This is a genomic window from Edaphobacter lichenicola, assembly GCF_014201315.1.
GTDB lineage: Bacteria > Acidobacteriota > Terriglobia > Terriglobales > Acidobacteriaceae > Edaphobacter > Edaphobacter lichenicola_B.
Map to the genome: position 1 here is coordinate 268,304 of NZ_JACHDY010000003.1, position 26,263 is coordinate 294,566.

Below are 26,263 nucleotides of genomic sequence, written 5' to 3' on the forward strand. Positions count from 1 at the left end.
CATTTTTCTTCGCGACCAACGGGAGCGCCACGCGAAGCAGTACACATGTTACGAAGTGACCGCCCCCACGCGCAGTGGGCCCATCCGGCGGGCCATTTGTTGCACGTGCCAGAGTATGCATGGATGTGATACATGTATTAGCGCAGGTTATAACGCGCTGGAGGGTTCATGTTTGGGTTGACGGATGAGCAGAAGCAGTTACAGAGTGCGGTACGAGCCTTTGCTGAGGGCGAGATTGCACCCCACGTTTCGGAGTGGGATGAAAAGAGCGAGTTTCCGCATGAGGTGGTGAAGAAGCTTGGAGAGATGGGTTTGCTGGGCGTGATCTTTCCCGAGTCGCTGGGCGGTGCGGGGATGGGCTACGTGGAGTACGTGCTGGCGATTGAGGAGCTCTCGCGGGTGGACGGGAGTGTCGGAATTATCGTCGCGGCGCACAATTCGCTCTGTACGAATCACATCATGCTGGGTGGTAACGATGAGCAGAGGAAGCGGTGGATTCCGAAGCTGGCGAGCGGGCAGTGGCTTGGTGCATGGGGTTTGACGGAGCCAGGATCGGGTTCGGATGCGGGTGGTGCGCGCACTACGGCGGTGAAGCAGGGAGACAAGTGGGTGCTGAACGGGAGTAAGACGTTCATCACCAACGGGACTTATGCGAACTGCGCTGTGGTGCTCGCGGTGACGGATAAGGAGAAGGGAACACGTGGCGGGATCTCGGCGTTTGTGGTGGAGCGCGGGACTAAGGGGTTCAGGTCGGGGCGCAAGGAGAACAAGCTGGGCTTGCGAGCGAGCGATACGGCAGAGCTGATCTTCGAGGACTGCGAGGTTCCGGCGGAGAACCTGGTTGGCAAAGAGGGAGACGGGTTCAAAGATGCGATGCGCGTGCTGGATGGAGGGAGAATTTCAATTGCTGCGCTGAGTCTTGGGATGGCACGGGGTGCGCTCGATGCGGCGATGAAGTATGCGCAGGAGAGACGACAGTTCGGGAAGGCGATCAGCGAGTTTCAGGCGATTCAGTTCAAGCTGGCAGATATGGCGACGCAGCTGGACGCGGCGTGGTTGTTGACGATGCGTGCGGCGCAGATGAAGGACGCAGGCAAGAAGGTGACGCTGGAGTCGGCGATGGCAAAGCTGTATGCGAGCGAGGCGGCGTGCAGGATCTGCGACGAGGGGGTGCAGATTCATGGAGGATATGGGTTCATCAAGGATTATCCGGCGGAGAAGTTCTACCGCGATGTGAGGCTGTGTCCCATCGGCGAGGGGACGAGCGAGATTCAACGGATGGTGATTGCGCGCGAGCTGCTTGGGAAGAGTCCCAGCCGCGGCTAGCGCGGGTTACTGTGTGTCGGTTAGATCTGAAGTCTTAGCTTCCATTTCGTTAGAAGGGCAGCGAGCGCCAGGATCAATGCGGTAAAGATCATGCATCTCAGTACGCCCGCGAAGCCGGAGTTAGCGTGCTCGGCAAAGTATGTAAAGCCACACGCGGACGCGATGAAGAAGTAAAAGTCAGGGAGCAGATAGGTGAGGAGTGTGTTCTCGCCGGCTGGGCGCGTGAATGCAGCCCAGCGCACTGCTCGCCGGACATCGCAGACCCAGTAGAGCAGCGTGAATAGTAGGACGCTGCAGCCGATGCTGTAGAGACACCAGGTTGGAGTGGCGCGGATCTTCGAGATGCCTAGTGGAGTAAGGAGCCATCCGCCTAGGAGCGTGATGCCGCCGAATGAGATGGCGGCGATCGATTTTTGTCGAAGGGTGGTCGGCCGGAGGCTGCGGCTATCTACAAAGATGCCCGAGGTGACGACACCTGCCAATGCGATTGAAGCCATGGCTCCGTTACCGAACGGCCAGACGTAGAGGGGAATATGGCCCGGGAATGGGATCCACTTTGCCGTTGATGCGACGCAGAGGGCCGTCATAGCGATAAACCATGCGAGGGGTGCCCAGCGCCATCGGCGAGTTGCGATGTATAGGATTGAGACGGCGAAGTAGGTGTATCCGAGCAATCCCAAGATCTCTGGATAAGAGGTACTGATCCATGCGGCGTGTCCGTCGGGCATCGCTCTGCGGAAGATGGCAAACATTGCGACCATCAATACCAGGCCGGAAAAGCGCAGGATGCGAAATAGAGTTTTGTGGCGTTCGGAGCGGCTGTATACGTTCCAATAAAGTACGGCACCGATGAGGGCGAGGATGGTCCATAGCATTGGATCGATCCCCATCAGCGAACGGCTCCCAACCTCTGCGTTTGCGAGAATGAGGCCGAGGACGATCAAGGCAATGGTGCGCAGGATCACATGGAGCGAGAGAGCAGGCAGCGATGGGTTTTTACGAATGCGATGTTCGAGGGCGATAGGAATTGTCATCCCCAGGATGAATAAGAAAGCTGGGAACACCATATCGACGTAGGTCATGGCGTCGACCTTTGCGGGGGCGTGATAGTTCCACCAGGGAAGGCCTTTGACTGCGGCCAATTCGTTAACAAAGATCATGAGGGTCATCGTGAGTCCGCGAAAGATGTCGATGGATGCGACGCGGCTGGCACGGGTTGAACTGGTCACGCTCGTCAGGGGCAGTTCTATCGTCGAATTCATTTGGACTCCGTTGCCGTGGCGGGATGATACTGAAGACCGGTATCGATCGAATCTAAGAGAGCGTTGGCAGAATCGCCGGAGTACTCCCAGAACATGACGCCGGCTAGTTTGTGATCAAGCCCGTACTCACATTTCTTTTTTAGCGATTCAGGGTCTTCATACGATATGAAGGTCTGTGTGTCCGGATTGTAGAGATAGGGAGCAGAAGCTTGAGCATCCCAGTACCGGATGTAACCGCTGCTCTGCAAGCTGATTAGAGAGCTGTACGGGAGATAGGTGTTGGGCGCTTCCTTGCCCGGCTGAAAGAGTCCGTGGTTTTGATTGGGAACCTGAGTCCAGCTCTTTCCATAGAAGGGCACGCCAAGCACTAGTTTTTTCGCCGGCACGCCGGCACTCTCATACTCGTGAATCGTACGGTCGGCGGAGATTTTCTTTGGATCGGCCGGATTGGTGAAGAGCGGCGCGTGGTGTCCGGTGGTTTTATCCCAACTCGGAACGTAGTAGTCGTAGGACATCAGGTTGACGGTGTCCACGTACTTTTGCACTTTGGCCATTTCGGTGTGTTCGAGGAACTCTGTTGACGCGCCTGTTGCGATAGATGTCACAAGGTGACGATGAAGCTTCTTCTCTTCGTGGTTGAATCGTGCCCTCAACTCTTTGAGTAGAAGGGTGTAGTTTTGCTTGTCCTCGGGGCGAAACCGATGATTGTCGCCGGACATCCCGGGATACTCCCAATCGATGTCCAGGCCATCGAGATCGTATTTTTCTATGAATTGAACGGTGCTTTCGATGAAGATCTTTCTGCGTTGTTTCGTAAGAGCCATATCGGAGAAGTTGCCCGACCATGCCCATCCACCAATCGAAACCAATACGGTTAGAGACGGGTTGGCGTGCTTGAGTGCATTGAGGGCAGCGAAGTTTTCAGCGTCGTGCGCGAAGCCCTCGACGATTTTGCCATTCTGTAGATCGGCAAAGGCGTAGTTGATGCGCGTCAATTTTTCTGCTGAGACTTCTCCGGGCGCGATGATTCTGTCTTTTGGAAAGATGTACGCGATGATCTCCTGCTTTGGTGCAGGAGATGCTGCAGCGTGTGAAGGGACAGGAGCGCACATAGATAGCGTCAGAATAATTAATCCCTGCGAGAGACTATGACATACTCTGAGTTTGGAAAAACTGTTGCGAACCTTCATGAATTTTATCCCAGATTGCTAACTAGTTAGTGAATTGAACCGACGACATTGGAGATAACCTGGATGAGGATTTTGTCAGATCAGACACCAAATAAAAAGGACGGCGAAGTTCTTTCGCCGCCCTTTTTATGAAATCGCCACCTCGACGTTAGAAGACGAACTTCAGTGCGAGTTGGATGTTACGGGGTTCGTTGACTGCGGTTGTGATTTGTCCGAACGAATTGCCTGGGGTGGCGTTGTTGCTCGGCGGAGAGAGACTGACCATGTTGAAGGCGTTCAGGAAGTCGCTGCGGAACTCGAGGTGGCTTCCTTCAGTGATTGCGAAGTCCTTCGAGAGAGACAGGTCAACCTGCTGGTAACTCGGGGCGCGTTCCGATCCAACGGCGGCGCTGCCGAAGCTGAATGCACTCTGTGCACTGTACGCGCAGACTCCATTGTCGGTGTCGTTGGCGCAGGGCTGCGCAGAAGGATCCGTTCCGAACCAGTTATGTGAGGTTCTTCCAACTACCTTCATAGAGCGAAGGTGATTGGCACGAGCTGCTCTTGCGTTGACTGAGGTGGAATACAGGGCGTTCGAGCTTACCGTGATCGGGAAGCCGGTGTGGAAGCTCATAACCGTGCTGAACTTCCAGCCTCCGATAGCTTCGTCGGCTAAGCGGTTAATGTTGCTGGCGAACTGGCGTCCGCGACCGAAGGGCAGCTCGTAGTACCCGGAGACAGAGATGTTGTGGCGGGCATCGAAGAACTCCGGACCATAGTCGGCGCGTCCGCTGTATGCATCCTGCCAGTAGGCACTCTGTGAGTCGCCCGCGCCGCCACTAGCACCGTAGTAGCCAAGGTTGTTGCTCAGGCCCTTGCTGTAGGTCCAGTTGGCGAGGAACTCGAGGCCGTGGCTGAGGCGACGACGTCCGGTTACTTGAAGTGAGTTGTAGTTCATCACAGCTTCAGACTCTGTGAAGCTGATGTTTGTGATCTGGCTGAGTGCCGGATTCAGAAGGGACAGAGTCGTAATGGGTAGAGCGCAAGTAAGGCAGGCGCGCTGGTTGCCTTCGCGCGGATCCACCAGATGGTTTCCGTTCTGTCCGAGGTAGGCAACTGTGAGCGAAGTAAAGCTGTCGAGCTGATACTCCGAGGTGAGGTTGAACTGCTGGATGAGAGCTGGTTTTAGATTCTTCTGCCATGCGCGAACGTTGCCGGCGTAGACAGAGGGATTAGCTGGCCTATAGAAGCCTTGGGTGATTGCCAATTGACCGCCATTGGCGCAAGGAAGACCGACCGTGCACGACGCGTCGACGAAGAAGGGTGGATTGAGAGTCAAGCGAAGATTTGCTCCTGTTCCTTCTAGGAAGTTCGTGATGCCGTATCCACCTCGAAGAACGAATTTTTCGTGGAGCGCCTCTGGCGACCAGGCGAAGCCGAGCCTGGGCATGAACCCTGCCCAGTATGCGTTGTAGAGGGCGCGGGGTGCGCCATTGACGCCAGCATTCGTGATCGCACCAGTTGTTAGGTTGATGTTTGCCTGCTTGTTGTTGACTTCGGTATAGGGCTGGTCATACTCCCAGCGGAGACCGAGGTTGACAGTGAGGTTGGAGCTGAGCTTGTAGTCGTCCTGCACGAAGGCAGCGTCGCGATATTGGCGCTGACCCCAGCGGCCGGTTAGAGCGCCCTGGCCCTCGTTTGTAACGCTGTCATGCAGAAAGTCGTCGACGGAACTGTTGAAGTTGAAGAATCCGAGCGTGCCGTCGTTGCCGGAGTAGTAGCGATTCTCCTGGTAGCGCAGAACCTGCACACCGAACTTTATCGTTTGCTTACCATGCTGCCAGGTAAGGTTGTCGCCGTACGTGTAGGCATTCACGATGCTGTCGCTGTCGATACCGCCATAGGCGCCATTCCCGTCCTGGGTTGATGGTGCACCGATGTCATCGACAGTGCCGGAGTTTGGCCCGTTCCCGATTACAAGAGTGCTGAAACCAGGGACGAGCTGGGTTCCTGGTATGCCGAGCTTCGAGTTGCCGGTGACTCCCCAATTTCCAGAGACATCGGTAGGTGTTTGGATATAACGTGTCCGGCCGTAACCCGCACGAGCTTCGTTGACGATGCTAGGAGAGAAGACATGGGTCCAGTTCACGATGAAGCCAGTGTAGGGATCGTTGTTATTGGTGGGGATATCCGTGGGCAGAGCGACTTTGGAGAAGCCATCGTGTTCCCGTCCGATTGAGAAGCGGCCGGAGAGAGTGTCGCTATTCGTTGCGCGCCAGTCGATCTTTGCGTCCCCTTGATCGTTTACCGTGGCTTGACCGGAAGAGCCAACATAGTTCACAGACGAACTTGCTGCTGGAGTCTTGTTCGGCAGCGGGTAGATCTCGGGATGTGCGAAGAGGTAAATCGCTGCCGGATTGGTGATGTCGGTGCGAGCGCGGTCCGCGGCGGTGACGACCGTACGCTGCTCGACCGTGTCGCTATGCTGGCGTGCGCCCTGAAAGTCGACGAAGAAGAAAAGCTTATCTTTGATGACTGGACCGCCGAGGGTTCCACCAAAGATTGCACGATTGATCGGAGGCCGTGATCCTGCGTTCCATGGGGATGCATTCAGGTTCTGGTTCTCACCGAAGAAGAAGGCGTTGCCGTGAAACTGATTCGTTCCGCTCTTGGTGACCATGACCACCTGGCCACCGTTTGCGTTGCCGTACTCAGCGGTCGAGTTGCCTGTGATGATACGAACCTCGCCGAGCGCGTCGACGTTGGGGCTGTAGCCGATGTAGTTGTCGATTGCTTCGTTGATATCGGCGCCGTCTAGCGTGTAGTTGTTGCCCTGCTCACGATTGCCATTGACGAAGAATCCACCGTTGTATTGTCCTCGTCCGACGTTATCGAGAGCCTGCGGATTGGGTGAGATAGCTCCTGCTACCAGCAGTGTGAGCGAAGAAAAGTTGCGGCCCTGCAGAGGCAGCTCTGTCGCTGCAGCTGCTGTGATGGTGTCGCCGGTAGTTGCGTTCTCGGTGTTCAGGATGGGGGCGGTGTCCGTGACGACGACGTTGCTGTTGGTTCCGCCGACCTTCAAGGCTACGTTTACCCTAGCTTCCTGATCGACCTCAAGCGAAAAGACAGTCGTGCTTTGAGGAGAGAAGCTGGTGGACTCTACGCTGATCTTGTATTGTCCGATCTGCAAAAAATGGAGCGAGTAGATGCCGCTTGGATTGGTCACGGTCGGAGTGGCTACGCCCGTCAGGACGTTGGTAGCGGTTACCTTAGCACCCGCCACGACGGCTCCGGTTGGATCGGTCACGGTGCCAGTAATGGAACCGGTAATGGTCTGCGTGAAAGCTGGTAGACAGGTCACGATGACCAGCGCTAACGCTGAAAGACAACGGAAGCTGAACTTGAGTCCTTTGTGCATTGCGTTCCTCCAAAGTAATTTCCGAGTGAGTTGCTTGTGCCTATGCGAGGTTTCGCGGTCGGCTTGTTCTGGCCCATCATGCTTGTCACTAAAGATCGTATGTATTCCTTGGGGCAGGACTTAAGGGGTTCAGATTGTGTAAATGGTCCTACTTCGAAATGGCCGCGTTCGTCAGGTTTTGGTCTCTTGTGAAGGCTGCCACTTGCATTTCGTGAGAAAGCAGAAAGTGTTGTTTTTGATCTGTGAATCAAAAAAACGAAATTTGTTCAAAAATTGAAATGTACGGATGACAGATCGTATAGACAACTGTACTGAAGTGCAAGAGAAATTTTGAGAGAGGTTTGGAATTCGCTGAAATGAGCTCCATGCGGGTGGAATGTTTCGCCTATATTTCGAAGATTCCTAGAAGATTCTTGACCCAAATGGCAGAAAACTAGACCCGGTGTTTCGTAACGGCTTCGGTAAATGGCAGATTCGAAACTAATTCCATTCGCAGGCCCGGTTACTCGATCGTGGTTGTCGGGACACGGATGGAGGCGCGGTAACGGTTACCGCAATAACGAGAACACGCTACTTCAATTGGTATCTCTGCCGTCGTCATGATGACTCGGGAGATCGACAGCATAATCGCGTTCTTCGGGATGGACAGCAGCTCCGACTCTTCCCTGGTTGCCGGCGAGGCCTCAAGAACTTCATCTGCCCAGGCAGCGCGAACGCCGTACTTGTCGCGAAGCACCTTGTAAAGCGACTCGGACGAGAAATCGGTTCGTTCGAGTCCGGGGTAGTGCTGCAAGGGGATATGTGAATCTTCAAGCGCCATTGGAGTTCCATCCGCGATGCGCAGACGGCGGAGTTGCAGGATCGCCGAACCCTCTTCCACTCGAAGCTGTTCCGGGAGAGCTCCTGTTGCGAGCAGGATGTTTTGCTCGAGGAGTCTTGAACTTGGCATCATCCCACGCCGCTTCATGTCCTCGGTGAACCCCCTGAGGTGCATGATGTTCTTCTCCAGCTTGGGCCGGGTGACGTAGGTGCCTCGTCCTTTTTGACTGAGTGCGTAGCCTCGGCTCTTCAGGTTGTGCAGAGCCTGCCGCGCCGTCATTCGGCTTACCTGGTACGAACGCGCCAGCTCGTACTCCGAGGGGAGGCAATCGCCAACCAGCAGCTCGCCTGCTTGAATCTTTTCGATCAAAGCCTGTTGAATCTGGTAGTACAAGGGGATGAACCCGTCTTTATCTAACGGCAGTGGGTGCGACGAGAATTGGGCCTCGGTTTTTTCCACGATGTCTTCTGGCCTGCTTTTTTTTGCGTTTTTTTCTGGTTTAGAGATTAGTCGATGAGTATAGTCGTCCAGACAGGTTGAAAGTAAAGAGAAATCTGAGATTGCGGATCGCAACTCGCTGGGCGCTTGAATTTTGTCCCATAGTTTCGAGGAGAAGGAAGATTAAACATTCGAAGATTAGCCATTCATGGATAGGCTTTTTGTCCGGTTGCTTTGTCGGGTTGTTCCCTCTGACGGCGATGGGACAGCTAAACGTTGTGGTCGACCAGGTTGGCTATGAGACGCGGGCGCCCAAAAGCGCAATCGTGGTCGGGACCGGGCGGGATCATCCAGAGAGGTTTTCGCTGGTCGATACGGTAAGCGGCAAGGCTGTGTTGACTGGAAGCCTGGTTCCCAATGGCCAGGTTGATTCGTGGGGCGGCCGCGTCTTCTGGACGGCAGATTTTTCTTCGTGGCGGGTCGTTGGTCACTACGCTGTTCAGATTCAGTCGGCCGCCGGCGAAGTGCGTTCCTGTTCGTTCGATATCGATCACGATCTTCTCGAACGTAGTACGCTCTCAAATGTTGTCTACTACTTCAAAGGACAACGTGCGAGCGGCTTGATGGATCGGGCTGATCGTCATCTTCCACTACCCTCGGGCCAGCCAGGTTTTGTGGATGTTCATGGCGGCTGGTACGACGCGACCGGCGACTATGGAATCCACCTTTCACATCAAAATCCTACCTCCTACTTCAACCCTCAGCAGGTGCCGCTGGTGGCCTGGAGTCTGTTGAAGAGCTATCGGATTCTCGAAACGCGCCATGACGATAACTTCAGCGAGTACTTGCATCGAATGCTGGATGAGGGACTCTTTGGCGCGGATTTTCTGGTGCGAATGAAACGGCCGGGCGGTTCTTTCTTCGAGAGCATCAACGCTCCAGGAAAGGATAAGCTGCCGCAGGATCGTGTCATCGGCAACCCCAACTGGCGAACGCAGATCAAGAAGAGTGCTTCGGACTCGACCGAGCGCATACAGACTGCCGAAGGACCGCATGCTTACGAGGCGAGCTTTCGTGCAGGAGGAGGCATGGCCATCGCCGCTTTGGCGTTTGCCAGTACCATGCCGGTCGATGGAGATCTGCCTCGCACTGAATATCTTCGCGCGGCAGAGGAGGCGTTTCAATTTCTCGATGCGCACAATAGCGAGTTGCTGAATGACGGGAAGGAGAATATCCTGGACGACTATTGCGCGTTGATGGCGGCTACTGAGCTATATCGCGCAACTAAACAGGAGGCCTATCGACTGGTAGCGGATAGGCGAGCATTGCATCTGATGGAGCGACTTGCGACAGCTGAGGGTCGTCGTAATTTCTGGCGAGCCGATGATGGCTCGCGGCCTTACTTCCATCCATCCGACGCAGGTCTGCCGGTGGTCAGCTTGCTCGAATACGCGCAGATTGCGACGCCTGCCTCACAGCGGCGTGTCCGCGATGCGGTGGAACGGTCGCTCCGTTTCGAGCTCTCTGCAACTTCGGAGGTGAACAACCCGTTTGGATACGCCAGACAGTTAGTGCGGATGGGAGACGGTCGGGTCCGCACTGCATTCTTCTTTCCTCATGACACGGAGGCAGCGCCATGGTGGCAGGGCGAAGATGCTCGTCTGGCCTCGCTGGCAGCCGCTGCGCGCATGGCAGCTCCGCTCTTTGCTGAGGACCCAGGTTTCCAATCACAACTCCAGGAGTATGCGTGGAACCAGTTGCACTGGATACTCGGGCGAAATCCGTTTGACGCCAGCATGTTGATGGGAAGCGGTCATGGGAACGCGCCGTATATGTTCTTCCATTCTTATAGGTACACCAGCGCTCCGGGTTCGATCCTCAACGGTATTACTGCGGCTGCCGACGATGAAGACGGCATCGCTTTCAACGAGGGATATGCGGTGACGGGCAAGGACGAAGACTGGCGTTGGACCGAGCAATGGCTTCCGCATGCTGCCTGGTATTTATATGCCGTCAGCCTTCCACACTCTTGATCCCGTTCGCCGTCGATGCCTGATCTCCTCTCATCGTGAAGCTAAGGAGTTTCAGGAACTTTAGACTTCGTGGCTTAGCCTTAGCGCGAACGCTTGAAGTTCTTCGAACCGTGCGATCGTATTATGAGAATATTCCCCGTAGCGAGGATCATTCAGCATCGCTGGCGGTAGGAGAGTAGTCGCGGGAACCATTACGGGGACCGTCTTTTTCACAACCCCTACGGCTAGCTCATCAATAGACTCCGCTAGTCTTCGGCGCATTTCGATGAGGTCAGGTTCAGTGAGAAAATCTTTGTCTTCTTCACTGTAGAGAACCGCGAACTGATTCCAAAAGAGCGTTCCTGCAGTGAGAGAGGTTCGTAGAATCATCTCGCTTGAGCGAACATGGAGTTCCCGGTCTACACCGAATTCGTAATCTACCGCGTCGTTCATGGATCGAAGCGCTACGACTGTCTTGCCGACCTGATCGCGCAGGGCATCGGCTTGTTGAAACAGATCTTTGCGATCGGGACCAGGTTCGATGAGACGGAGGAAACTCGCAATGGTCTTGAGAACGCCTGCAAGGCTCCGACGCATGACAGTGACCGTGCGCACTGGCCAGATCTGATCGAAGACAAACCACATGACCAGAAGTGCGAGGAGAATGCCCATAAGACGGTCACGCGCGGGTGCGAGTTCGGTGGGAGCACTAAAATCTTCAAACGCCACAACGTAAAACGAAAACGCCATCTGTAAGCCTACATAGTTGAACCTTGGTCCAGCGGCGGTCCAGGCTGCGATAAATGCGACGAATCCAATGAGTATGACCAGCGAGGTGATCGAATCCATATGTGGAAAGACAAGAGAGATCGCTCCAAGACCAAGGAGGAGACCGCCAACGATCGAACCCAGGAGACGGAAGAGGAGTCTTTGTTTTATTGCGCCGCTGCTGCTCAGGCCAGTGACCATAACGGTAATCACTGCAGTCGAGATTCCGGGCCAATCCACGGCGTTATAGACGATATAACAGACTGTTGCGCAGAGGCTGATCTTCAGCCCAAATGCGATCGTGTCGCTTCTGCCGACCGCTCCTGGAATAAAAAATGGCGCTTTTGTTACGGGCATCGCAACCAACTCTTTGTTGCCCATTTCGGCGGAGTCGGAAGGCATTGTCAGAAGAGTATGAAGGAGTGCTTCGACTCGATCCAGCAACGTCACACTGTTCTCGGGCATGAATCGCAGACGCTTTTCGACCTGTGGAATGAAAACGGGGATCAATTCGCGGCACTGTTCCGCGATAGTTCCGCAGCGCCGTCTTAGCTCCGGACTATCTTCCTTAGTATTTTGCAGGCCGAAAGCGGCGGAGACATCCATGATCTGAGCGATCATCGTGACGCGCAAGCGTGTTCCCGGAGGAAGGGTCCCGGCATCGAGATCTCGTTCCGCGATTTTGTTGTATAGCTCCAGCATTCCAGTTGAACCGGCTAATGCGAGGCGAGAGACAGGAATCGCTGCTGTGGATCGCTCCTCTGGCGTACCACCTTGAGCGTATACAGTGAACATCTTCTCCAGCGCCTGGTATCGGATTTTGCGCTGTGCTTCTAACTTCTTCGCGGGGTCGCGATCACCGAAGAGGTACTCCACCAGAACGGCAGAGCCAATCGCGACTGCAAGCGTCGCAATCAGCCAGAGCGAGCTTTTGACCAATCTGTCCGCAGGCGCATGCTTCTCCCAATTCCCGATCACAGTACAGAAGATTAGCCCCCAGGTCGATCCGAGAGTCGGAAAGTTGGTAGAGGCAACGAGCACTCCCGCAATGAAAGTAACGATTGCGACGCTCAGTACGCGGGCCATCGGATCGTTGTCACTAAGAATGACAACCCCGAGCTCAACTGCAATCGCAAGGGTAACGGTGAGCAACGAAATCAGACCGGTCCGAAAAGAAATTGTGGGACTGTCGCGACCGACGAGGAAGATGAAATACATGCCGATGTAAATCGACGGCATCTGCCAGACCTGCGTGAGGATCAGAGTGATTATGCTCGCAAGTACGATACGGAGAGAGCTGTTGAGCCGCCCAGGCGTGGGCTGTAAATCCTCCCAGAACTTTCGCCCTAGAGACGAGATTGTCCCGAAGAAAGATGTCTCCACCATCTGCTATCTCACAACCGTCACTGCGGTAGCGCCGATGCGAAACAGATCCGGATCGGGATCCTTCACCCGAACGCGAACAGGGAACCGGGTGGAGAGATGAACCCAGTTCAAGGTGCGCTCGATGTTGGGTAGTCCGCCGGTTACGCTTCCATCTTCTGGAAAGACGCCATATCCGATGCTCTCGACAACGCCATTGAATCGTCGGTCAGGATGCCCCATCAGATAAACATCCACATGCGATCCGATGCCAATGTTCTTCACCTTCGCCTCACGATAGTTTGCGACAACCCACCAGGTCCGGGTGTCTATTAGCGTGAACAGAGGGGTGCCGGGACGCGCGTACTCGCCCACAGAGATATTCATGTTAGTGACATAGGCATTGAAGGGAGCGACAACGCGGCAGCGCTCAAGATCGAGTCTTGCACTGTCGACCTTGGATGCCCTTCCCGGTCGCTCGGACATCAGCGTGTCAACCGTGTCGATAGTATGGATGGCCTGACCCAGCTTCGCCTGGGACTCGGCCGCCGCGGAGTCCGCTTCTTGTTGACGCAGGATCGATTGGGCGAGCTGAGCTTGTGACTGTTCGAGCGCAGCCTGTGCTTCGTCGTAGTTTCCTTGTGCTACGCGTACCGCGGTATTGGCCTGATCGATCTGCTCCACGGTTACATATTGTTTTTTCAGCAGGGGTTCGATGCGATGCAGGTCATTGGTAGCCAGCTTCAACTGAGCCTCCGTAGCCGCGACCGTCGCTTGAGCCCGGGAGACGGTGGCCTTTGCCACATCGATGCTGCTGCCTGCAGTTTTGACACCGGTTCTGGAGCTGTGGACACTCGCAAGGGCAGCATCGGCGGCACTGCTCTGGGCGGCGATTCTTCGTTTCGCATCGATGATCTGCTGCTCAAGTGCCTCCTGATCGGATAACGCCTGCTGTAAGGCGTACTCATAGGGACGAGGATCGATAAAAAACAGGAGGTCGCCTTTCTTCACGAACGCGTTGTCTTTTACCGGCAGTTCGACCAATCTGCCGCTTACTTCTGGAGCGATCTCGATGTAGTTCGCTCTCACGCTGGCATCGTCAGTTCGTGGATGGAGATCGGTTTGCAGGATGACAACTACCAGAGCGACAATTGCGGACGCAACAACACCGATAGCGATTCTGCGGCCAATCTGCTTGCGGTTGAGAGCTTCGGGTGTCTGTTCCATTTGTCCTCCCCTACCGGAAAAAAATCAGCCAAAGCAGGCTTGTGAGCAGTACGACGACACTGGGGTAAAAGAGCGCGACCGGCCCAACCTCAGAGTCCAACTTGAATCGAACCAGGAAGTGACGTACGACGAACGCGAGGACTACCGCGATGGACAGACAGAGCATCCAGACCGGAAAAAAGGAACCGATAATGTCAATGGAAGGCGCGTGATCGCAGCCAGAGCATAGCAGGCATAGAGCGAAGAGGCAGGCTGGGGGCTTTCTTCTCATGGTCATCACTTCTGGCCATCCTGTGTATGTATTTTCGTTGCGGCTGGCTTGGTTCTCAGCAGGTTTCCGGTTACAAACTCGAGATCGACTGCTTCCAGAAGCAACTGAGAGCGTGCCGAGACACCGGAGAGTCGAGCCTGTGCCAACTGTCTTTCGGCAGTGACGACATCGATCAAATTCTTCACCCCATATTGATAAGCTTCGAGCGAAGCGGAGTAGGAGGTGCCTGCGGAGTTGAGCAGGGCGAGTGCTGCCTGCTCCTTTCTCAGCGCAGTACGAAACGCGATAAATGCCGTCCAGACTTCGCGCGTTGCCTGATCGTGTTTCGCCGTCAGTACGTCCTGTGCCTCGCGTCTCTTTGATTCGGCAATAGCCACTCCGTTTTTGCGAGCTCCGCCGTCGAAGATCCGCCACTCGACTCCCAACTCCGCCGACCAGGTAGATACGTTTGCATGGCCAAGCTCACCATCGTCCGCCGTCGGCCACACTGCGGTCTGCGCGGCAGATCCCGATAGAACGATCTTTGGACGATACTCCGCCTTGGCGGCCCTCACCCGATCGTCAGCCGCGCGAATCTCCGCAGCTTGAGCCATCAGGTCTGGACGATCCGACAAGGCTCGATCGATAAGTTCGTCGATGGAAAGGGTAAGCGATTCGGGCAGCGAGGCATCTTTCTGCGCATCGATGGTGATGTCCGGAGAGGGTTCGACGCCTATTGCTTCGGTAAGCGTTACTCGCGAGATCTTTTCATCGCCGTCCGCAGACTCCAGATCAAACACAGCCTGCGAGGTCTCGGCGCGGGCGTTGAGCACGTCCGGCAAGGTGGAGCGCCCATTTGCCAACTGATCTTCGGCAGCATCCTGTGTGGTCTGCGCGGTCTTAAGCGTCTCCTGCGCTGCCTGCAGCCGCTCCTGAGCGGTGAGCAGCTTGTAGTATTCGCTGGCAACCTGATAAGCGACCTCCTGATTCGCCTGAATGAAGTTGGCGCCGGCGGCTAGTTTTTCGGCTTTCGCGCCGTCGACCGTGGCCTCTCGTTTGCCGAAGTCGAAGAGCAGATACTGCAACGTGATCTCGGGCTGGACCAGGGGAATCTCAACCGTCGAATATCCGCGCGGTAACAGCGACTCCGGAAACGGGGAGATCGTTCGTTGGTCCGCGAATACTGCAAGGCCAGCCAGCACCGGGTAGTAGGCGCTCTTCTCGATGCCGAGCTGTTCCGCCTTCTGCTTGGCTTGCTCCCACACGATTCGGGTGCGCGGGTTATTCCGTTCTGCAATATCGATCAACTCGGCAAGCGTGTAGACCCGGTTAGGATCGAGGGTCGCAACTTTTCCGGACGGAATGGCATGAGCGGCACACTCCGCTGCAGACCGTGGTGTCGATGCCGTTCCCGCACACTGCGTCAGCCCTCTTTGTGGTGTCCAGGGACACATCAACGAAAACAAAAACGCCAGCCTGAGAACAGATTTAGAAAGAAGGTGTGTCGTGTCTTTCATCTGAGAATGGTCAAGTCTACCAGTTCGTTCCCGACAGAGAGATTGTAATTCCAATCAGGATAAGAGGAAGAGACTGCGCGAGACGCCGACCAGGACGCCGACCGGGGGAGGACCCATTCAACGACTCATCCCAGCGACCGGCGCAGCACAGTTCTGGCTCGCAGTAATCGTGATTTTGTGGCGGCTACGGAGATTCCCGCGATCTCTGCGATCTCTTTGATGGAAGAATCGTGTACTTGCTGAATTTCCACGATGGTGCGAAGCGCTGGTCTCAGCCGATGGATGGCGCGCTTTAGATGGTGCTCTCTCTCAGATCTCGCATAGTGCTCTTCCGTATTGATCCGTCGATCCGCCACCTCCCAATGCTGCCACGACTCGCCCTCCGCTCCTCCGTCCATCGAGATCTCCGGATGCGCGCGCTTTCGGCGCAAGATCATCAACGCAGAGTTGATGGCAATTCGCGTCAGCCACGTGGAAAAGCTCGACCTGCCGTCGAAGTTCTTCAGGTGAACAAAAGCCTTCAGGAAAGCGTCTTGAAGTGCGTCTTCTGCGTCCTGGCGATTTCTTGTGATCCGATACATCGTGCTGAAGGTTTTCTTTGAGTGGCGACTCCAGAGCTCGGAGAAGGCCAGATGCTCGCCGGTCTTCGCCGCGGCGACCAGCATCTCATCATTCGAGGTCTCGAGGATAGCTTGCACGCTGATGGTGCCTGTTGAAAAGTATGAGTCCATTGGAGGGCCTTTCTGGAATGGATTCCATTTGGTTGAAAATTGAGATCAAACTCCGTATCAAATAGAAGACTGGCAAATACAAGACTGGCTATGCTCTGAATTCAGATATTGAAAGAAGTTGCTCAAGGCATGTTCGAATTGTTTCTAAGATTCAGGGGTATCAAGTAACGTGCGCGGCACTTGGTATCAAGAGATCACCGCAATCAATTGATTTCGATTCGCGAAGGAGATTGGCTTCTTTGAGGCTTGCACCTTCGCGAAATGGCTGCTCAAGACTTCTCTAAGCTAAGGCGGAAACCAAAGGCTCGGTAGACTAAATCGTGCGTCTCTTGGGACACTCTTTCGAGGGGGAGAAGGATTTCCCCCAGGGGGATACTCTGCTCGTTATGAAGACTGTGTCTGTCTGCTACCCAACTATTGGTTTAGTCGCCGCTCGTGGTTTTGTCGGAGGACGAAACCACCAGCCGTCTTCCGAACATGCGCGCATCCAGGGAATAGGCTCCTGGCCCTAACAGCCCGAGAGAAGCAGCAACCAGAATGGATGAGATGAGAGGAATGAAGGCGAGTTCCTTCATGTCGAGCAGCATCGCTACACCAATCAGGCAGCATGCGATGGAAGACACGGGAGTGAATAGCCCAAGACAGATTGAGACACCAAGCAAACCCACGCCGGTGGACACCCAAATGTGAGCGGCTGGGTTTCCCTGGGGCATTACTTGTGTGAAAAGCGTTGCAGCCACAGAGACACGCAGAAGAATCAAAGCAACGCCCGCCGCTCCCGTCGGGAACATCGAAAAGAGTCTCTGCACGGTGGTGAGCATAGCCGGTCCGCGGAAGACAGGCAAACCCGAAGAGAGGGTAGAAAGAGTAATACTTTTGGGGGGGTGACTTCCTTTTGCTCGTCGGGTTCTGTCCTCGCAGGTTGCGGAGAATTTTAGTGAGACCGATTTGAAGTTTGATATGACTACAACTCATAAGCGGAGATAGAATGAGTGACGTCCACCACCGAATGAAATCGGCGATGCCCCGGGAGCTCTGCATCTGTGCTGTTCTGCGGACGATCCGATCGGGCCAGAAGGATCGCAATGAGTGAGATACGTACCATCAGAGTCCTGACGGTCGACGATCATCCCCTTCTCCGCACCGGAATCTCGGGCGCTATCAACGCGCAGTCCGATATGTCCGTCGTAGCCGAAGCTGCGGATGGCGAAGAGGCGATTGCATCGTTTCGACTGCATCGCCCGGATGTAACCCTGATGGACATACGGATGCCCAAGACGAATGGTATCGACGCAATCTCAACCATTCGTAAGGAGTTTCCTAACGCCCGCATCGTCGTCCTGACCACCTACGGAGGCGATATTCAGGCTCTTCGTGCCTTCAAGGCTGGAGCAGTCGGTTATCTGCTGAAGAGTATGTTGCGTACCGAGCTGATCGACACCATACGGCTCGCTCATGCGGGCATGAGACGGATCCCGCCCGAGATAGCCCAGGAGCTGGCAGAGCACGCCGGCGACGAGATCCTCACCACGCGAGAGATCGAGGTGCTGCGCGATGTCGCCAAGGGAAGTTCCAACAAAGTGATTGCATCGCGGCTTTCCATCTCCGAGCACACGGTCAAGGGACACCTCAAAAACATTCTTGCCAAGCTGGACGCAAGTGACCGGACGCACGCGGTGATGATCGCTCTCAAGCGCGGCTTTCTCGACATCTGATCTCGGTTCGGAAGCCGGTAGACACGGTAGGAATGGGTGTCTTGATCACGAATCTAGAGAGTTGTTCTGGCTGATATAGCAGTGGTGTGCGCGACGGGTCGACCCGCGCAAATTTCAACCAGCGTCCCCCATCGTTCTCATGGATCGAGCGTCTTTCTATCACATTCGATTTGCCTTATCCTCCAAGGCAGCTACCGAAACCGGGCCAACTGCAGTCAAAAAATTGACGCGGGAATAGCAACCAAACGGTAGACTTCATATTAGACATGACGAGGGTGTCATGTTGTTCCAGAGAGATGCGCTTTTACGGCTGATTCAAGCGTCGCTCAGATCGCGTGTATCGGATGATCTCTAAAATAGAAGAATCAACGCTTGATCCTATGGGGGATAACGAGTTTACGCGATGAGTTCAATCAGTTTCAGGCACCCTGCCCCTCTGCTGTTCTGCTTCGGCGCCTGTCTCCTGGCAGGTTGCAGCGCAAAGCCGTCTGACCCCAAAAGCGAAGCACCACCGGCCGCCGTCGTACAACCCGATGCCGACCCAAATCTGATTCATGTTGATCATCCCGATCAGTTCACGCTGACTGCGGCGACCGACTACGCTGCCACCTCCACTATCCAGGTCACTGGCACGGTAAATCCCGACATCTCTCGCACTATTCCGGTTATCTCTATAGCATCCGGCCGTGTCGTCGAGGTGCACGCCCGCATTGGCGACTATGTAAAAAAAGGCCAGCTCCTGATGGATGTTCAGAGCACCGACGTCTCTGGCGCTTTTGGCTCTTACCTGAAGGCCGTGAACGACGAACGTCTTGCGAAGGTTCAGCTCGACCGGGCGAAGATCCTCAACGACAAAGGCGCCATTCCAAATAGTCAGGTTGAGATTGCCCAGAACGCCGAAGAAGACGCGAAGGCCGCCCTCTCCGCCTCCGAAGAGCAGCTTCGTGTCCTTGGCGTCGACAAGAACCACCCCGCCGCAACGGTCAAGGTCTACGCTCCCTCCTCCGGCTTCATCATCGCCCAAAATGTCACCAACGCCGCGGCAGCCGGAGTCACCTACGCCGGCTCCGCCAATGCCTTCACCATTGCAGACCTGTCGCATGTATGGATCATCTGCGACGTCTACGAGAATGATCTCCCCACGGTGCGTCTCGGTCAGAAGGCAGACATCCGCCTCACCGCCTACCCTGACCGCGTCCTCACCGGCGTAGTCAGCGACATCGGAGCTGTTCTCGATCCGCAGATTCGCACGGCGAAGATTCGCATTCAGGTGGAAAATCCCAACACGTTGATGCGCGTCGGCATGTTTGCCACCGCCTCCATCCACGGCAAGACCCTGCAGACTCACGTGCAGGTCCCTGCGACAGCAGTGCTCCATCTGCATGACCGCGACTGGGTCTACACCCCCGCTGGGGACGGTAAGTTCCGCCGGGTGCTGGTACGTGGCGGCGGGTCGCTGCCGGGCAATATGCAGGAGATCGTCTCCGGCCTTAACGCGGGCCAGCAGGTCGTCACCAACGCCCTCGCGCTGCAGAACACGGCGGATCAGTAATGATTCGAGGTCTCGTCGACTTTGCACTGAATAACCGTTGGCTGGTTCTCGGTCTCGCCATTCTGCTATTTGGCTGGGGCATCGTCTCCTTTCACAACCTGCCGGTGGAGGCCTATCCCGACGTAGCCAACAATTATGTTCAGGTCATCACTCAGTGGCCGGGGCGCGCCGCCGAAGAGATCGAACAACAGGTCACCATCCCGCTCGAAATCCAGATGGCCGGCATCCCCCATATGACCCATCTGCGGTCAACCTCGCTCGCCGGCATCTCCAGCCTCACCCTCATCTTCGACGACGAATCCGTCAATGACTGGAATCGTGAAAAGGTGCTCGAGCGGCTCTCTCAGGTCACACTCCCCCCTGGCCTTCAGCCGCAAATAGGCACCGACTGGAGTCCCGTCGGACAAATCTATTGGTACACCCTGCGTAGCACCAATCCTCTCTACGACAACATGGACCTGAAGTCGCTTCAGGACTGGACCATCGAGAAGCAGCTCAAATCGGTACCCGGCGTAGTCGACGTCTCCAGCTTCGGCGGCATGACGCGCGAGTACCAGGTCCGCGTCGACCCCGACAAGCTCGTTGCATACGGCCTCAGCATCGGACAGGTTGAGCAGCAACTCGCCGCCAACAATACCAACGCCGGCGGCAGCTTCATCGAACAAGGCCAGCAGCAGATCAACGTCCGCGAGGTTGGCCTCTACAGAAACACCCACGACATCGAGGAGACTGTCCTCAAGACGCAATCCGGGACTCCCCTCCGCGTCAAAGACATCGCGACCGTTGCTCAAGGTCCAAAGATCCGTCTCGGTCAGATCGGCAAATCATGCCGATTCTCCGGCACGCCGGCGCCAGAACCGCCTAACTCTTCCAGCGCCAGCGATCCATGTATCGACCACGCCGGCAAAGCGCAGAACGACCACGCCGACAAAGCGCAGAGCGACCATGCGATCAACCGCGAAGACGGCAAGATCATCGACGATCCCGACGTCGTCGAAGGAATCGTAGCGCTGCAAAAAGGTGACGACTCCCAGTTTGCCCTGGCAGGAATTCACAAGAAGGTCGACGAACTTAACACCCGCATCCTTCCACCGGGTGTAAAACTGATACCCTTCCTGGACCGCAGCGACCTTCTCCACTACACCACCCACACGGTGCTGCATAACCTCACCGAAGGCATCATCCTTGTCATCATCATTCTCTTCCTCTTTCTAGGCAACGTTCGCGGCGCTCTCATCGTCTCGCTGACGATTCCGTTCGCTCTGCTGTTTGCCTCCATCTGTCTCGACCTCCGCCACATCCCCGCTAACCTGCTCTCTCTCGGCGCACTCGACTTCGGCATGGTCGTCGACGGCGCGGTCGTGATGGTGGAGAACATCGTCCGCCACCTTAGCCATCAGCGCAAAGACTCTCTCTCGCCCGCTGAGCAGATCCGCGAGGCAGCTCACGAAGTACAGCGCCCGGTCTTCTACGCCATTGGCATCATCATCACTGCGTACCTGCCCATCTTCACGCTGCAGGCCGTCGAGGGCAGACTCTTCCGCCCCATGGCCTGGACAGTAGCCTTCGCTCTTCTCGGCGCTCTCATCTTCTCCATCATCATCGCGCCTGTCCTCTCGAGTCTCCTGTTCCCCAAGGGCGCATCGGAGTGGCAGAATCCCGTCATGGCGTGGCTCACCGACCGCTACCGCCACGCCGCGCGCTGGGCCATCGAACACCGTTGGGTCACGTTGGGTGGAGCGGGTTTTGCTCTCCTCCTCACTCTGTTCCTCGGCCTGAGCGGCGTCATCGGCTCCGAGTTCTTACCCCACCTCGACGAGGGCGCCATCTGGGTTCGCGGCACTCTTGCTCCCAGCACCGGTCCCACCGAAAGCCTGCGCATCATGAATCAGGCTCGCATCGTCCTCTCTTCGTTTCCCGAGGTCACCAAGGTTGTCAGCCAGACAGGTCGCCCCGACGACGGCACCGATGTCACCGGCTTCTTCAACACCGAATACTTTGTCGACCTCAAACCCAAAGCCGACTGGCGCCACCCCTTCCATCAGAACAAGGACGAGTTGATCGGTGCCATGGACCGCGAGCTGGACAAGATCCCCGGCGTCATCTGGAACTTCTCTCAGCCCATCTCCGACAACGTCGAAGAGGCCGTCAGCGGCGTCAAGGGAGAGCTGGCCGTCAAGATATACGGAGATGATCTTAAGAACCTCGAACAGCTGGGCGATCAGATCATCTCCATCATGAGCAAGATCCAGGGCGTTCAGGACCTTGGGCTCTTTCGCGTCATCGGTCAGCCCAACCTCAACTACTCTGTCAACCGCGCCGCGGCCGCTCGCTACGGCATCAACGTAGCCGATATTCAAGATGCGATTCAGACAGCCGTGGGCGGAAACGCGGTAAGCCAGGTGTTGCAGGGCGAAGCGCGCTACGACCTCGTCGTGCGCTATCCTCCGCAGTATCGCGACACCCAGGATGCGATCGACAAGATCCGTCTGCTCTCTCCCTCCGGTGAGCGCGTCTCGCTGGCGCAGTTGACCACGGTGAAGATGGAGGATGGCGCTGAGACTATCTCACGCGAGGCAGGCCAGCGCTTTGTCGCGATCAAATACAGCGTGCGTGATCGCGACCTCGGCAGCACCGTGGAAGAGGCCATCAGCAAGGTCAACGAACAGGTCAAGCTGCCCCCGGGCTATAAGACGGACTGGGCCGGCGAATATGAGAGCCAGAAGCGCTCCTCGCGTCGTCTGATGCTGGTCCTCCCGATCACCATTCTGCTCATCTTCGTCATCCTCTACTCCATGTTCCACTCCGGCAAATGGGCGGGGCTCATCCTCATCAACGTCTCGATGGCCCCGGTCGGCGGTCTGCTCGCTCTGCTCTTCACCCATACCAACTTCAGCGTCTCGTCGGGCGTCGGTTTTCTGGCACTCTTCGGCGTCTCGGTTCAGACCGGCGTCATCATGCTCGAGTACATCAATCAGATGCGGGTTCGCGGCCACTCCATTGAAGAGTCCGCTATCGAAGGAGCCGTACTCCGCCTGCGTCCCATCATGATGACCATGCTCGTTGCCACGCTTGGTCTTCTGCCCGCTGCAACCTCTCACGGCATCGGGTCGGACTCGCAGCGTCCCTTTGCCATGGTCATCGTCGGCGGTCTCATCGGCGCGCTGTGCATCAGCGTCTTCCTTCTGCCCACGTTGTACGTCTGGATTGCAAGACCCGACGATGTCCTCCCCAGCCCAGAGACGGAGTTTGAGAACTAATGCAGTCTAAGCGAGCAGGCAAGTCTTCCATAATCACCACGCAGGCCAAAGGAGGTTCGGAGAGCTACATGACGAAGAAAAAACATCGAATCCTCCTCGCTGCCTCCTGTCTTCTGCTCGTGCCGTGTGTCTCGCTCTCGCAGACTCAACCGTCCAGCTCTGCTCCCGCCGCCATCACCATGCAGCAGGCGGTGGATATTGCGCGGATGAAAAATCCCAACCTGCTCTCCTCACAGCAAAACCTGCTCTCCGTCAAAGCCCAGGAGATTCAGGCTGGAGTTAGAGCCAATCCCTACTTCGGATTTACTGGATCAAACGTAACGCTTCCTGCAGAGGGAGCCTCTAATCCATATGCCTATAGCTTGCAGGTTTCGAGGCTCTTCGAGCGCGGCGAAAAGCGCCGCTGGCGACTCGACAGCGCCCGCTCCACAACTGCACAGACGGACGCCCAATACCATCTTCAGGAGCAACAGACGGTCCTCTCCGTCCGACAGGCTTTCACCAGCTTTGTCATCGCGAAAGCCGCCAAAAAAATAGCCGACGACAACCTAGCCGACTTCAGACATGAACTCGATATCGGCCGCGAGCGCTATAAGGCCGGTGATATCGCCAAGCTCGACTTCGAACGGCTCGATCTACAGCTTGCTCAATTCGAAACCGACGAATCAACCGCCATCACTAACGCGCAGCAGGCCAGTATTCAACTCCAGGCACTCCTCGGTTATGACCGCCTCCGTCCAGACTTCGACGTGATTGGGGATGTCGTGCCCCCCGTGGTCTCCGACACCATGGAGAGCCTTGAGCAGAAGGCTCTCGCCGCCCGCCCGGACCTTCACGCCGCGCACCTTGGTGTCGCCGTGGCCGATGCCAACGTCAAGCTTGCCTACGCCAATGGGACTACAGATCCAACCCTCGAAGGAGAATACGATCGCAGCGGCACCTACAACTCGGCAGGTTTTTCACTTAACATCCCGATTCGCATCTTTGACCGTAATCAAGGCAACAAAGAGACGAGCAAGTATGTTGCCCAGGCCAGCCGCTTCACAGAGCTAGCCACCCGCAATCAGGTCTTCGCAGACGTCGATCAGGCATGGTCTGGATACATCAACGCCAGAGTGCTCTCTGATCGCTACAACGGCCACTACCTCGACGAAGCGAAGGACGTTCTCGACATCGCCCAGTTCAGTTACCAGCACGGCGGCCTTGCCCTGATCGACTATCTGGACGCCCTGCGCGAATCGCGCTCCGTCACAGCCGACGCTCTCAACGCCTACTCCCAGACCTGGATGGCAATCCACCAGCTAAGCTTTGCCACCGCCACAGAAGTAATCCCATAGGCCGGGAACCAAAAATAAAGTTGAAGTAGGTGGCGTATTTTTGAAGGTCCACAAAAGTGGATGTCGAAAGACCACGTTTACCACGCATCTCACCACAATCACACCACGTTCTTACCACGATTTTTCACTACGATTCTGCGAAAACCCCTGCAAAAACAGGGCTAACACCACAGCAGAATTCAATCTGCAGCCGGGTCAAAAAACAGCGCGTCGGGTCAAAATGCGAAGAGGAGATGGTGGAGGCGGTGGGAGTCGAACCCACGTCCGAAAAAACTTCCAACAGAGAGCTTTCATGCTTTTTCCGTATCATTTTTGTCTCGTCATCGGCGCTTAGAACGGACGAAGATGCGACGACGACCAGTCTGATTGATCTCGTCCGACCCGCTCAGACGGAGCAGGGAAGACCAGCCTACTGTGCGACGATCGGTACAGGCCCGTAGGCGAAGCTTGAGCGATCGGCTACTTATTTAATTAAGCAGCAAGAGCGAACTGAGGTTCGGCACTTATAGTTTTGTGAGCGATTACGGGTGTCCACACCCCGGCATGCCTCTCTGCCACAAGCAATCCCGTCGAAGCCGTGACGCCCCCATCTGGAGCTGGCACCAACATTGCATTGGGCGCTACAAAGAACTAGCTCGATTATAACTCTCTGCGCCTGGCTTCACGCGAAGGCCAGGATTACCGCGCCAATCGTGATCAGAAGCGACCGATCTTGTGTGGTATCAGGTGCTGATGCTCGCCGAGATTTATGCTAGCAGCCAAGACGACTACGACTACATGGTTGCGTTGACGAGGTCGACATCCTGCCACTCGCCGCGCTCGATGCCGGCGCGAATCTTTGCCGGGGTCTGGCCTTTTTTCGTCTGCTCGTAGGCGTAGATGGCTTCCTTCATGCAGGTGGAACAGGCGGCCCCGTGGGTGCCTTCGAAGCAGCTGTGGAGGCTGTTGTGATGCATCACCTTGTCGCAGTGGCAGTAGCAGGGTTGCTGGTGCAGAACTGCGGGGATGGCGGCGGCCATCTTGTAGACGGTGACCTGATAGGGATGCGTGAAGTAGGGCCCGGTCAGCTGATCGCCGCTAAGCACGGGAGGAAGAGGCTTTGCCGGTGCCGATGCGTTGTAGGCCGGGACGTCTTCCGATGGGTTTGACCACTGGGCTGAGGCTGCCATGGTGGCCAGACCTAATGCGATGCATCCGAGGATCCGCTTCATGTCGATATTCTAGATCAATCTCTCTTGTTCTCCTGCTCTTGTTCTCTTGTGAATCAGTTGCCTGCATCTTCTCTCTGTCATCCAAGTTGGATCTGTGGGGAATGAGTCGGATTCGTTGATTCTTTGAGGGCTCCCACCCCCCTCCCCCCTGGGGGGGTATTTTGGACGGAAATGGTTTATTTTCTTTGCTTTACAGGCAGTGTGTGTCTGTAAAGCATTCCATCTAAATGGGTTGCGGCTAAAATATTTCACTGCAATGGTTTACGGCCACATTGAGGCCTATTCTCAGAATCGAGAGTTGGGGCACACGTGTTTTTGGCAGTGTTTTGCCGCTCAAGCCATCTAAACTGCTTCAGAGTTAATTATAAGGATTCGACCATAACTCATGCGCCACGGCTATCTTATTGTTTTGGATAGGGTTACACCGGCTTGGGGCTTGACAGGAAAGGAGGGCCATTTTGTCCTTTTGGGCCTGATTGGAACGCGGCGACAAAACATCAGGTGGCGGCAAACACCGCAAGCTGTGGCAGATAGTTCTTTCGATCGGGGAGAAGCTCGTCTGGCAAAAAGCGCGGATAGAGGTGGCGCAAGAGCGACGTGGGCGTGAGTTGAAGGTCCTTTGGGACAAAAAAATGCGGCACGAACGGTGTTTTGCTCGTGCCGGGAGGCCAGTGACGCAACTTGTGTCAGCCTTGCTTCGATGGTGCTGGCTGAGATATCTCACGGGCGGAAGACTCACGCCGCGTTGAAATGAAGATACCACAATATGGAGGAAAAGAAAGGAAAATATGTTCCATCATAGAAATTTGATGGTTTTGTGGCCGGTTTTTTTGCTAGGTCGTCTCGGTTTGTTGGAATAAGACACCTGTAATCATTGGTTTATAAAAA

The 26,263-nt window shown here is 55.7% G+C and carries 17 protein-coding genes and 1 other RNA gene; 6 read left to right on the forward strand and 12 right to left on the reverse strand.

Annotated features, from left to right (window positions below; genetic code table 11):
- Positions 1-168: 168 nt before the first annotated feature.
- Positions 169-1,326, forward strand: a complete 1,158-nt coding sequence (locus HDF09_RS12430) for an acyl-CoA dehydrogenase (RefSeq protein ID WP_183766707.1) — start codon at positions 169-171, stop codon at positions 1,324-1,326.
- Positions 1,327-1,346: 20 nt separating this feature from the next.
- Here the strand turns inward: HDF09_RS12430 and HDF09_RS12435 are convergent, their stop codons facing one another.
- The 4 genes from HDF09_RS12435 to HDF09_RS12450 all read right to left on the reverse strand — a co-directional run bounded on the left by HDF09_RS12435 (position 1,347) and on the right by HDF09_RS12450 (position 8,454).
- Positions 1,347-2,588, reverse strand: coding sequence for a DUF5009 domain-containing protein (locus HDF09_RS12435; RefSeq protein ID WP_183766709.1), 1,242 nt, complete (start codon positions 2,586-2,588; stop codon positions 1,347-1,349).
- Positions 2,585-3,778 (reverse strand): glycoside hydrolase family 18 protein, encoded by a 1,194-nt coding sequence (locus tag HDF09_RS12440; RefSeq protein WP_311719402.1) that lies wholly within the window; start codon positions 3,776-3,778, stop codon positions 2,585-2,587. Before HDF09_RS12440 ends, HDF09_RS12435 begins: the two co-directional genes overlap by 4 nt.
- Positions 3,779-3,926: 148 nt before the next feature.
- The gene (locus HDF09_RS12445) at positions 3,927-7,175 is read right to left on the reverse strand and encodes a TonB-dependent receptor (protein ID WP_183766713.1); all 3,249 of its coding nucleotides are present in this window, start codon (positions 7,173-7,175) and stop codon (positions 3,927-3,929) included.
- A 502-nt stretch (positions 7,176-7,677) separates the two neighbouring features.
- Positions 7,678-8,454: a GntR family transcriptional regulator gene (locus tag HDF09_RS12450; protein WP_183766715.1), complete on the reverse strand. Its 777-nt coding sequence runs from the start codon at positions 8,452-8,454 to the stop codon at positions 7,678-7,680.
- 200 nt (positions 8,455-8,654) lie between these two features.
- On the opposite strand from HDF09_RS12450, the gene HDF09_RS12455 reads away from it, so the two are divergent.
- A complete protein-coding gene (locus tag HDF09_RS12455; RefSeq protein WP_260181264.1) occupies positions 8,655-10,466 on the forward strand; it encodes a glycoside hydrolase family 9 protein in 1,812 nt (603 codons plus the stop codon).
- Between the two features lie 60 nt (positions 10,467-10,526).
- On the opposite strand, the gene HDF09_RS12460 is transcribed toward HDF09_RS12455, so the two are convergent.
- The 6 genes from HDF09_RS12460 to HDF09_RS12485 form a co-directional block, all read right to left on the reverse strand.
- The gene (locus HDF09_RS12460) at positions 10,527-12,431 is read right to left on the reverse strand and encodes an FUSC family protein (RefSeq protein ID WP_406704613.1); all 1,905 of its coding nucleotides are present in this window, start codon (positions 12,429-12,431) and stop codon (positions 10,527-10,529) included.
- A gap of 171 nt (positions 12,432-12,602) precedes the next feature.
- Positions 12,603-13,802 (reverse strand): HlyD family efflux transporter periplasmic adaptor subunit, encoded by a 1,200-nt coding sequence (locus HDF09_RS12465; protein ID WP_183766719.1) that lies wholly within the window; start codon positions 13,800-13,802, stop codon positions 12,603-12,605.
- A gap of 10 nt (positions 13,803-13,812) precedes the next feature.
- Positions 13,813-14,079, reverse strand: a complete 267-nt coding sequence (locus HDF09_RS12470) for a YtcA family lipoprotein (RefSeq protein ID WP_311719405.1) — start codon at positions 14,077-14,079, stop codon at positions 13,813-13,815.
- The gene (locus HDF09_RS12475; RefSeq protein WP_183766721.1) at positions 14,079-15,569 is read right to left on the reverse strand and encodes a TolC family protein; all 1,491 of its coding nucleotides are present in this window, start codon (positions 15,567-15,569) and stop codon (positions 14,079-14,081) included. Before HDF09_RS12475 ends, HDF09_RS12470 begins: the two co-directional genes overlap by 1 nt.
- A gap of 125 nt (positions 15,570-15,694) precedes the next feature.
- Positions 15,695-16,300 (reverse strand): RNA polymerase sigma factor, encoded by a 606-nt coding sequence (locus HDF09_RS12480; protein WP_183766723.1) that lies wholly within the window; start codon positions 16,298-16,300, stop codon positions 15,695-15,697.
- A 422-nt stretch (positions 16,301-16,722) separates the two neighbouring features.
- Positions 16,723-17,121 (reverse strand): hypothetical protein, encoded by a 399-nt coding sequence (locus HDF09_RS12485; RefSeq protein ID WP_221270125.1) that lies wholly within the window; start codon positions 17,119-17,121, stop codon positions 16,723-16,725.
- Between the two features lie 264 nt (positions 17,122-17,385).
- Between HDF09_RS12485 and HDF09_RS12490 the strand changes: the two genes are divergently transcribed.
- From HDF09_RS12490 to HDF09_RS12510, 4 genes are all read left to right on the forward strand, one after another.
- Positions 17,386-18,015 (forward strand): response regulator, encoded by a 630-nt coding sequence (locus HDF09_RS12490; protein WP_183766724.1) that lies wholly within the window; start codon positions 17,386-17,388, stop codon positions 18,013-18,015.
- Positions 18,016-18,418: 403 nt separating this feature from the next.
- The gene (locus tag HDF09_RS12495; RefSeq protein ID WP_221270126.1) at positions 18,419-19,567 is read left to right on the forward strand and encodes an efflux RND transporter periplasmic adaptor subunit; all 1,149 of its coding nucleotides are present in this window, start codon (positions 18,419-18,421) and stop codon (positions 19,565-19,567) included.
- Positions 19,567-22,827 (forward strand): efflux RND transporter permease subunit, encoded by a 3,261-nt coding sequence (locus tag HDF09_RS12505; RefSeq protein WP_260181266.1) that lies wholly within the window; start codon positions 19,567-19,569, stop codon positions 22,825-22,827. Before HDF09_RS12495 ends, HDF09_RS12505 begins: the two co-directional genes overlap by 1 nt.
- Positions 22,828-22,895: 68 nt before the next feature.
- Positions 22,896-24,164, forward strand: coding sequence for a TolC family protein (locus HDF09_RS12510; protein WP_260181267.1), 1,269 nt, complete (start codon positions 22,896-22,898; stop codon positions 24,162-24,164).
- 234 nt (positions 24,165-24,398) lie between these two features.
- Here the strand turns inward: HDF09_RS12510 and ssrA are convergent.
- Both ssrA and HDF09_RS12520 read right to left on the reverse strand, forming a co-directional pair.
- Positions 24,399-24,752, reverse strand: a transfer-messenger RNA (tmRNA) gene (gene ssrA / locus HDF09_RS12515).
- A gap of 185 nt (positions 24,753-24,937) precedes the next feature.
- Positions 24,938-25,375: a CYCXC family (seleno)protein gene (locus HDF09_RS12520; protein ID WP_260181269.1), complete on the reverse strand. Its 438-nt coding sequence runs from the start codon at positions 25,373-25,375 to the stop codon at positions 24,938-24,940.
- Positions 25,376-26,263: the final 888 nt, after the last annotated feature.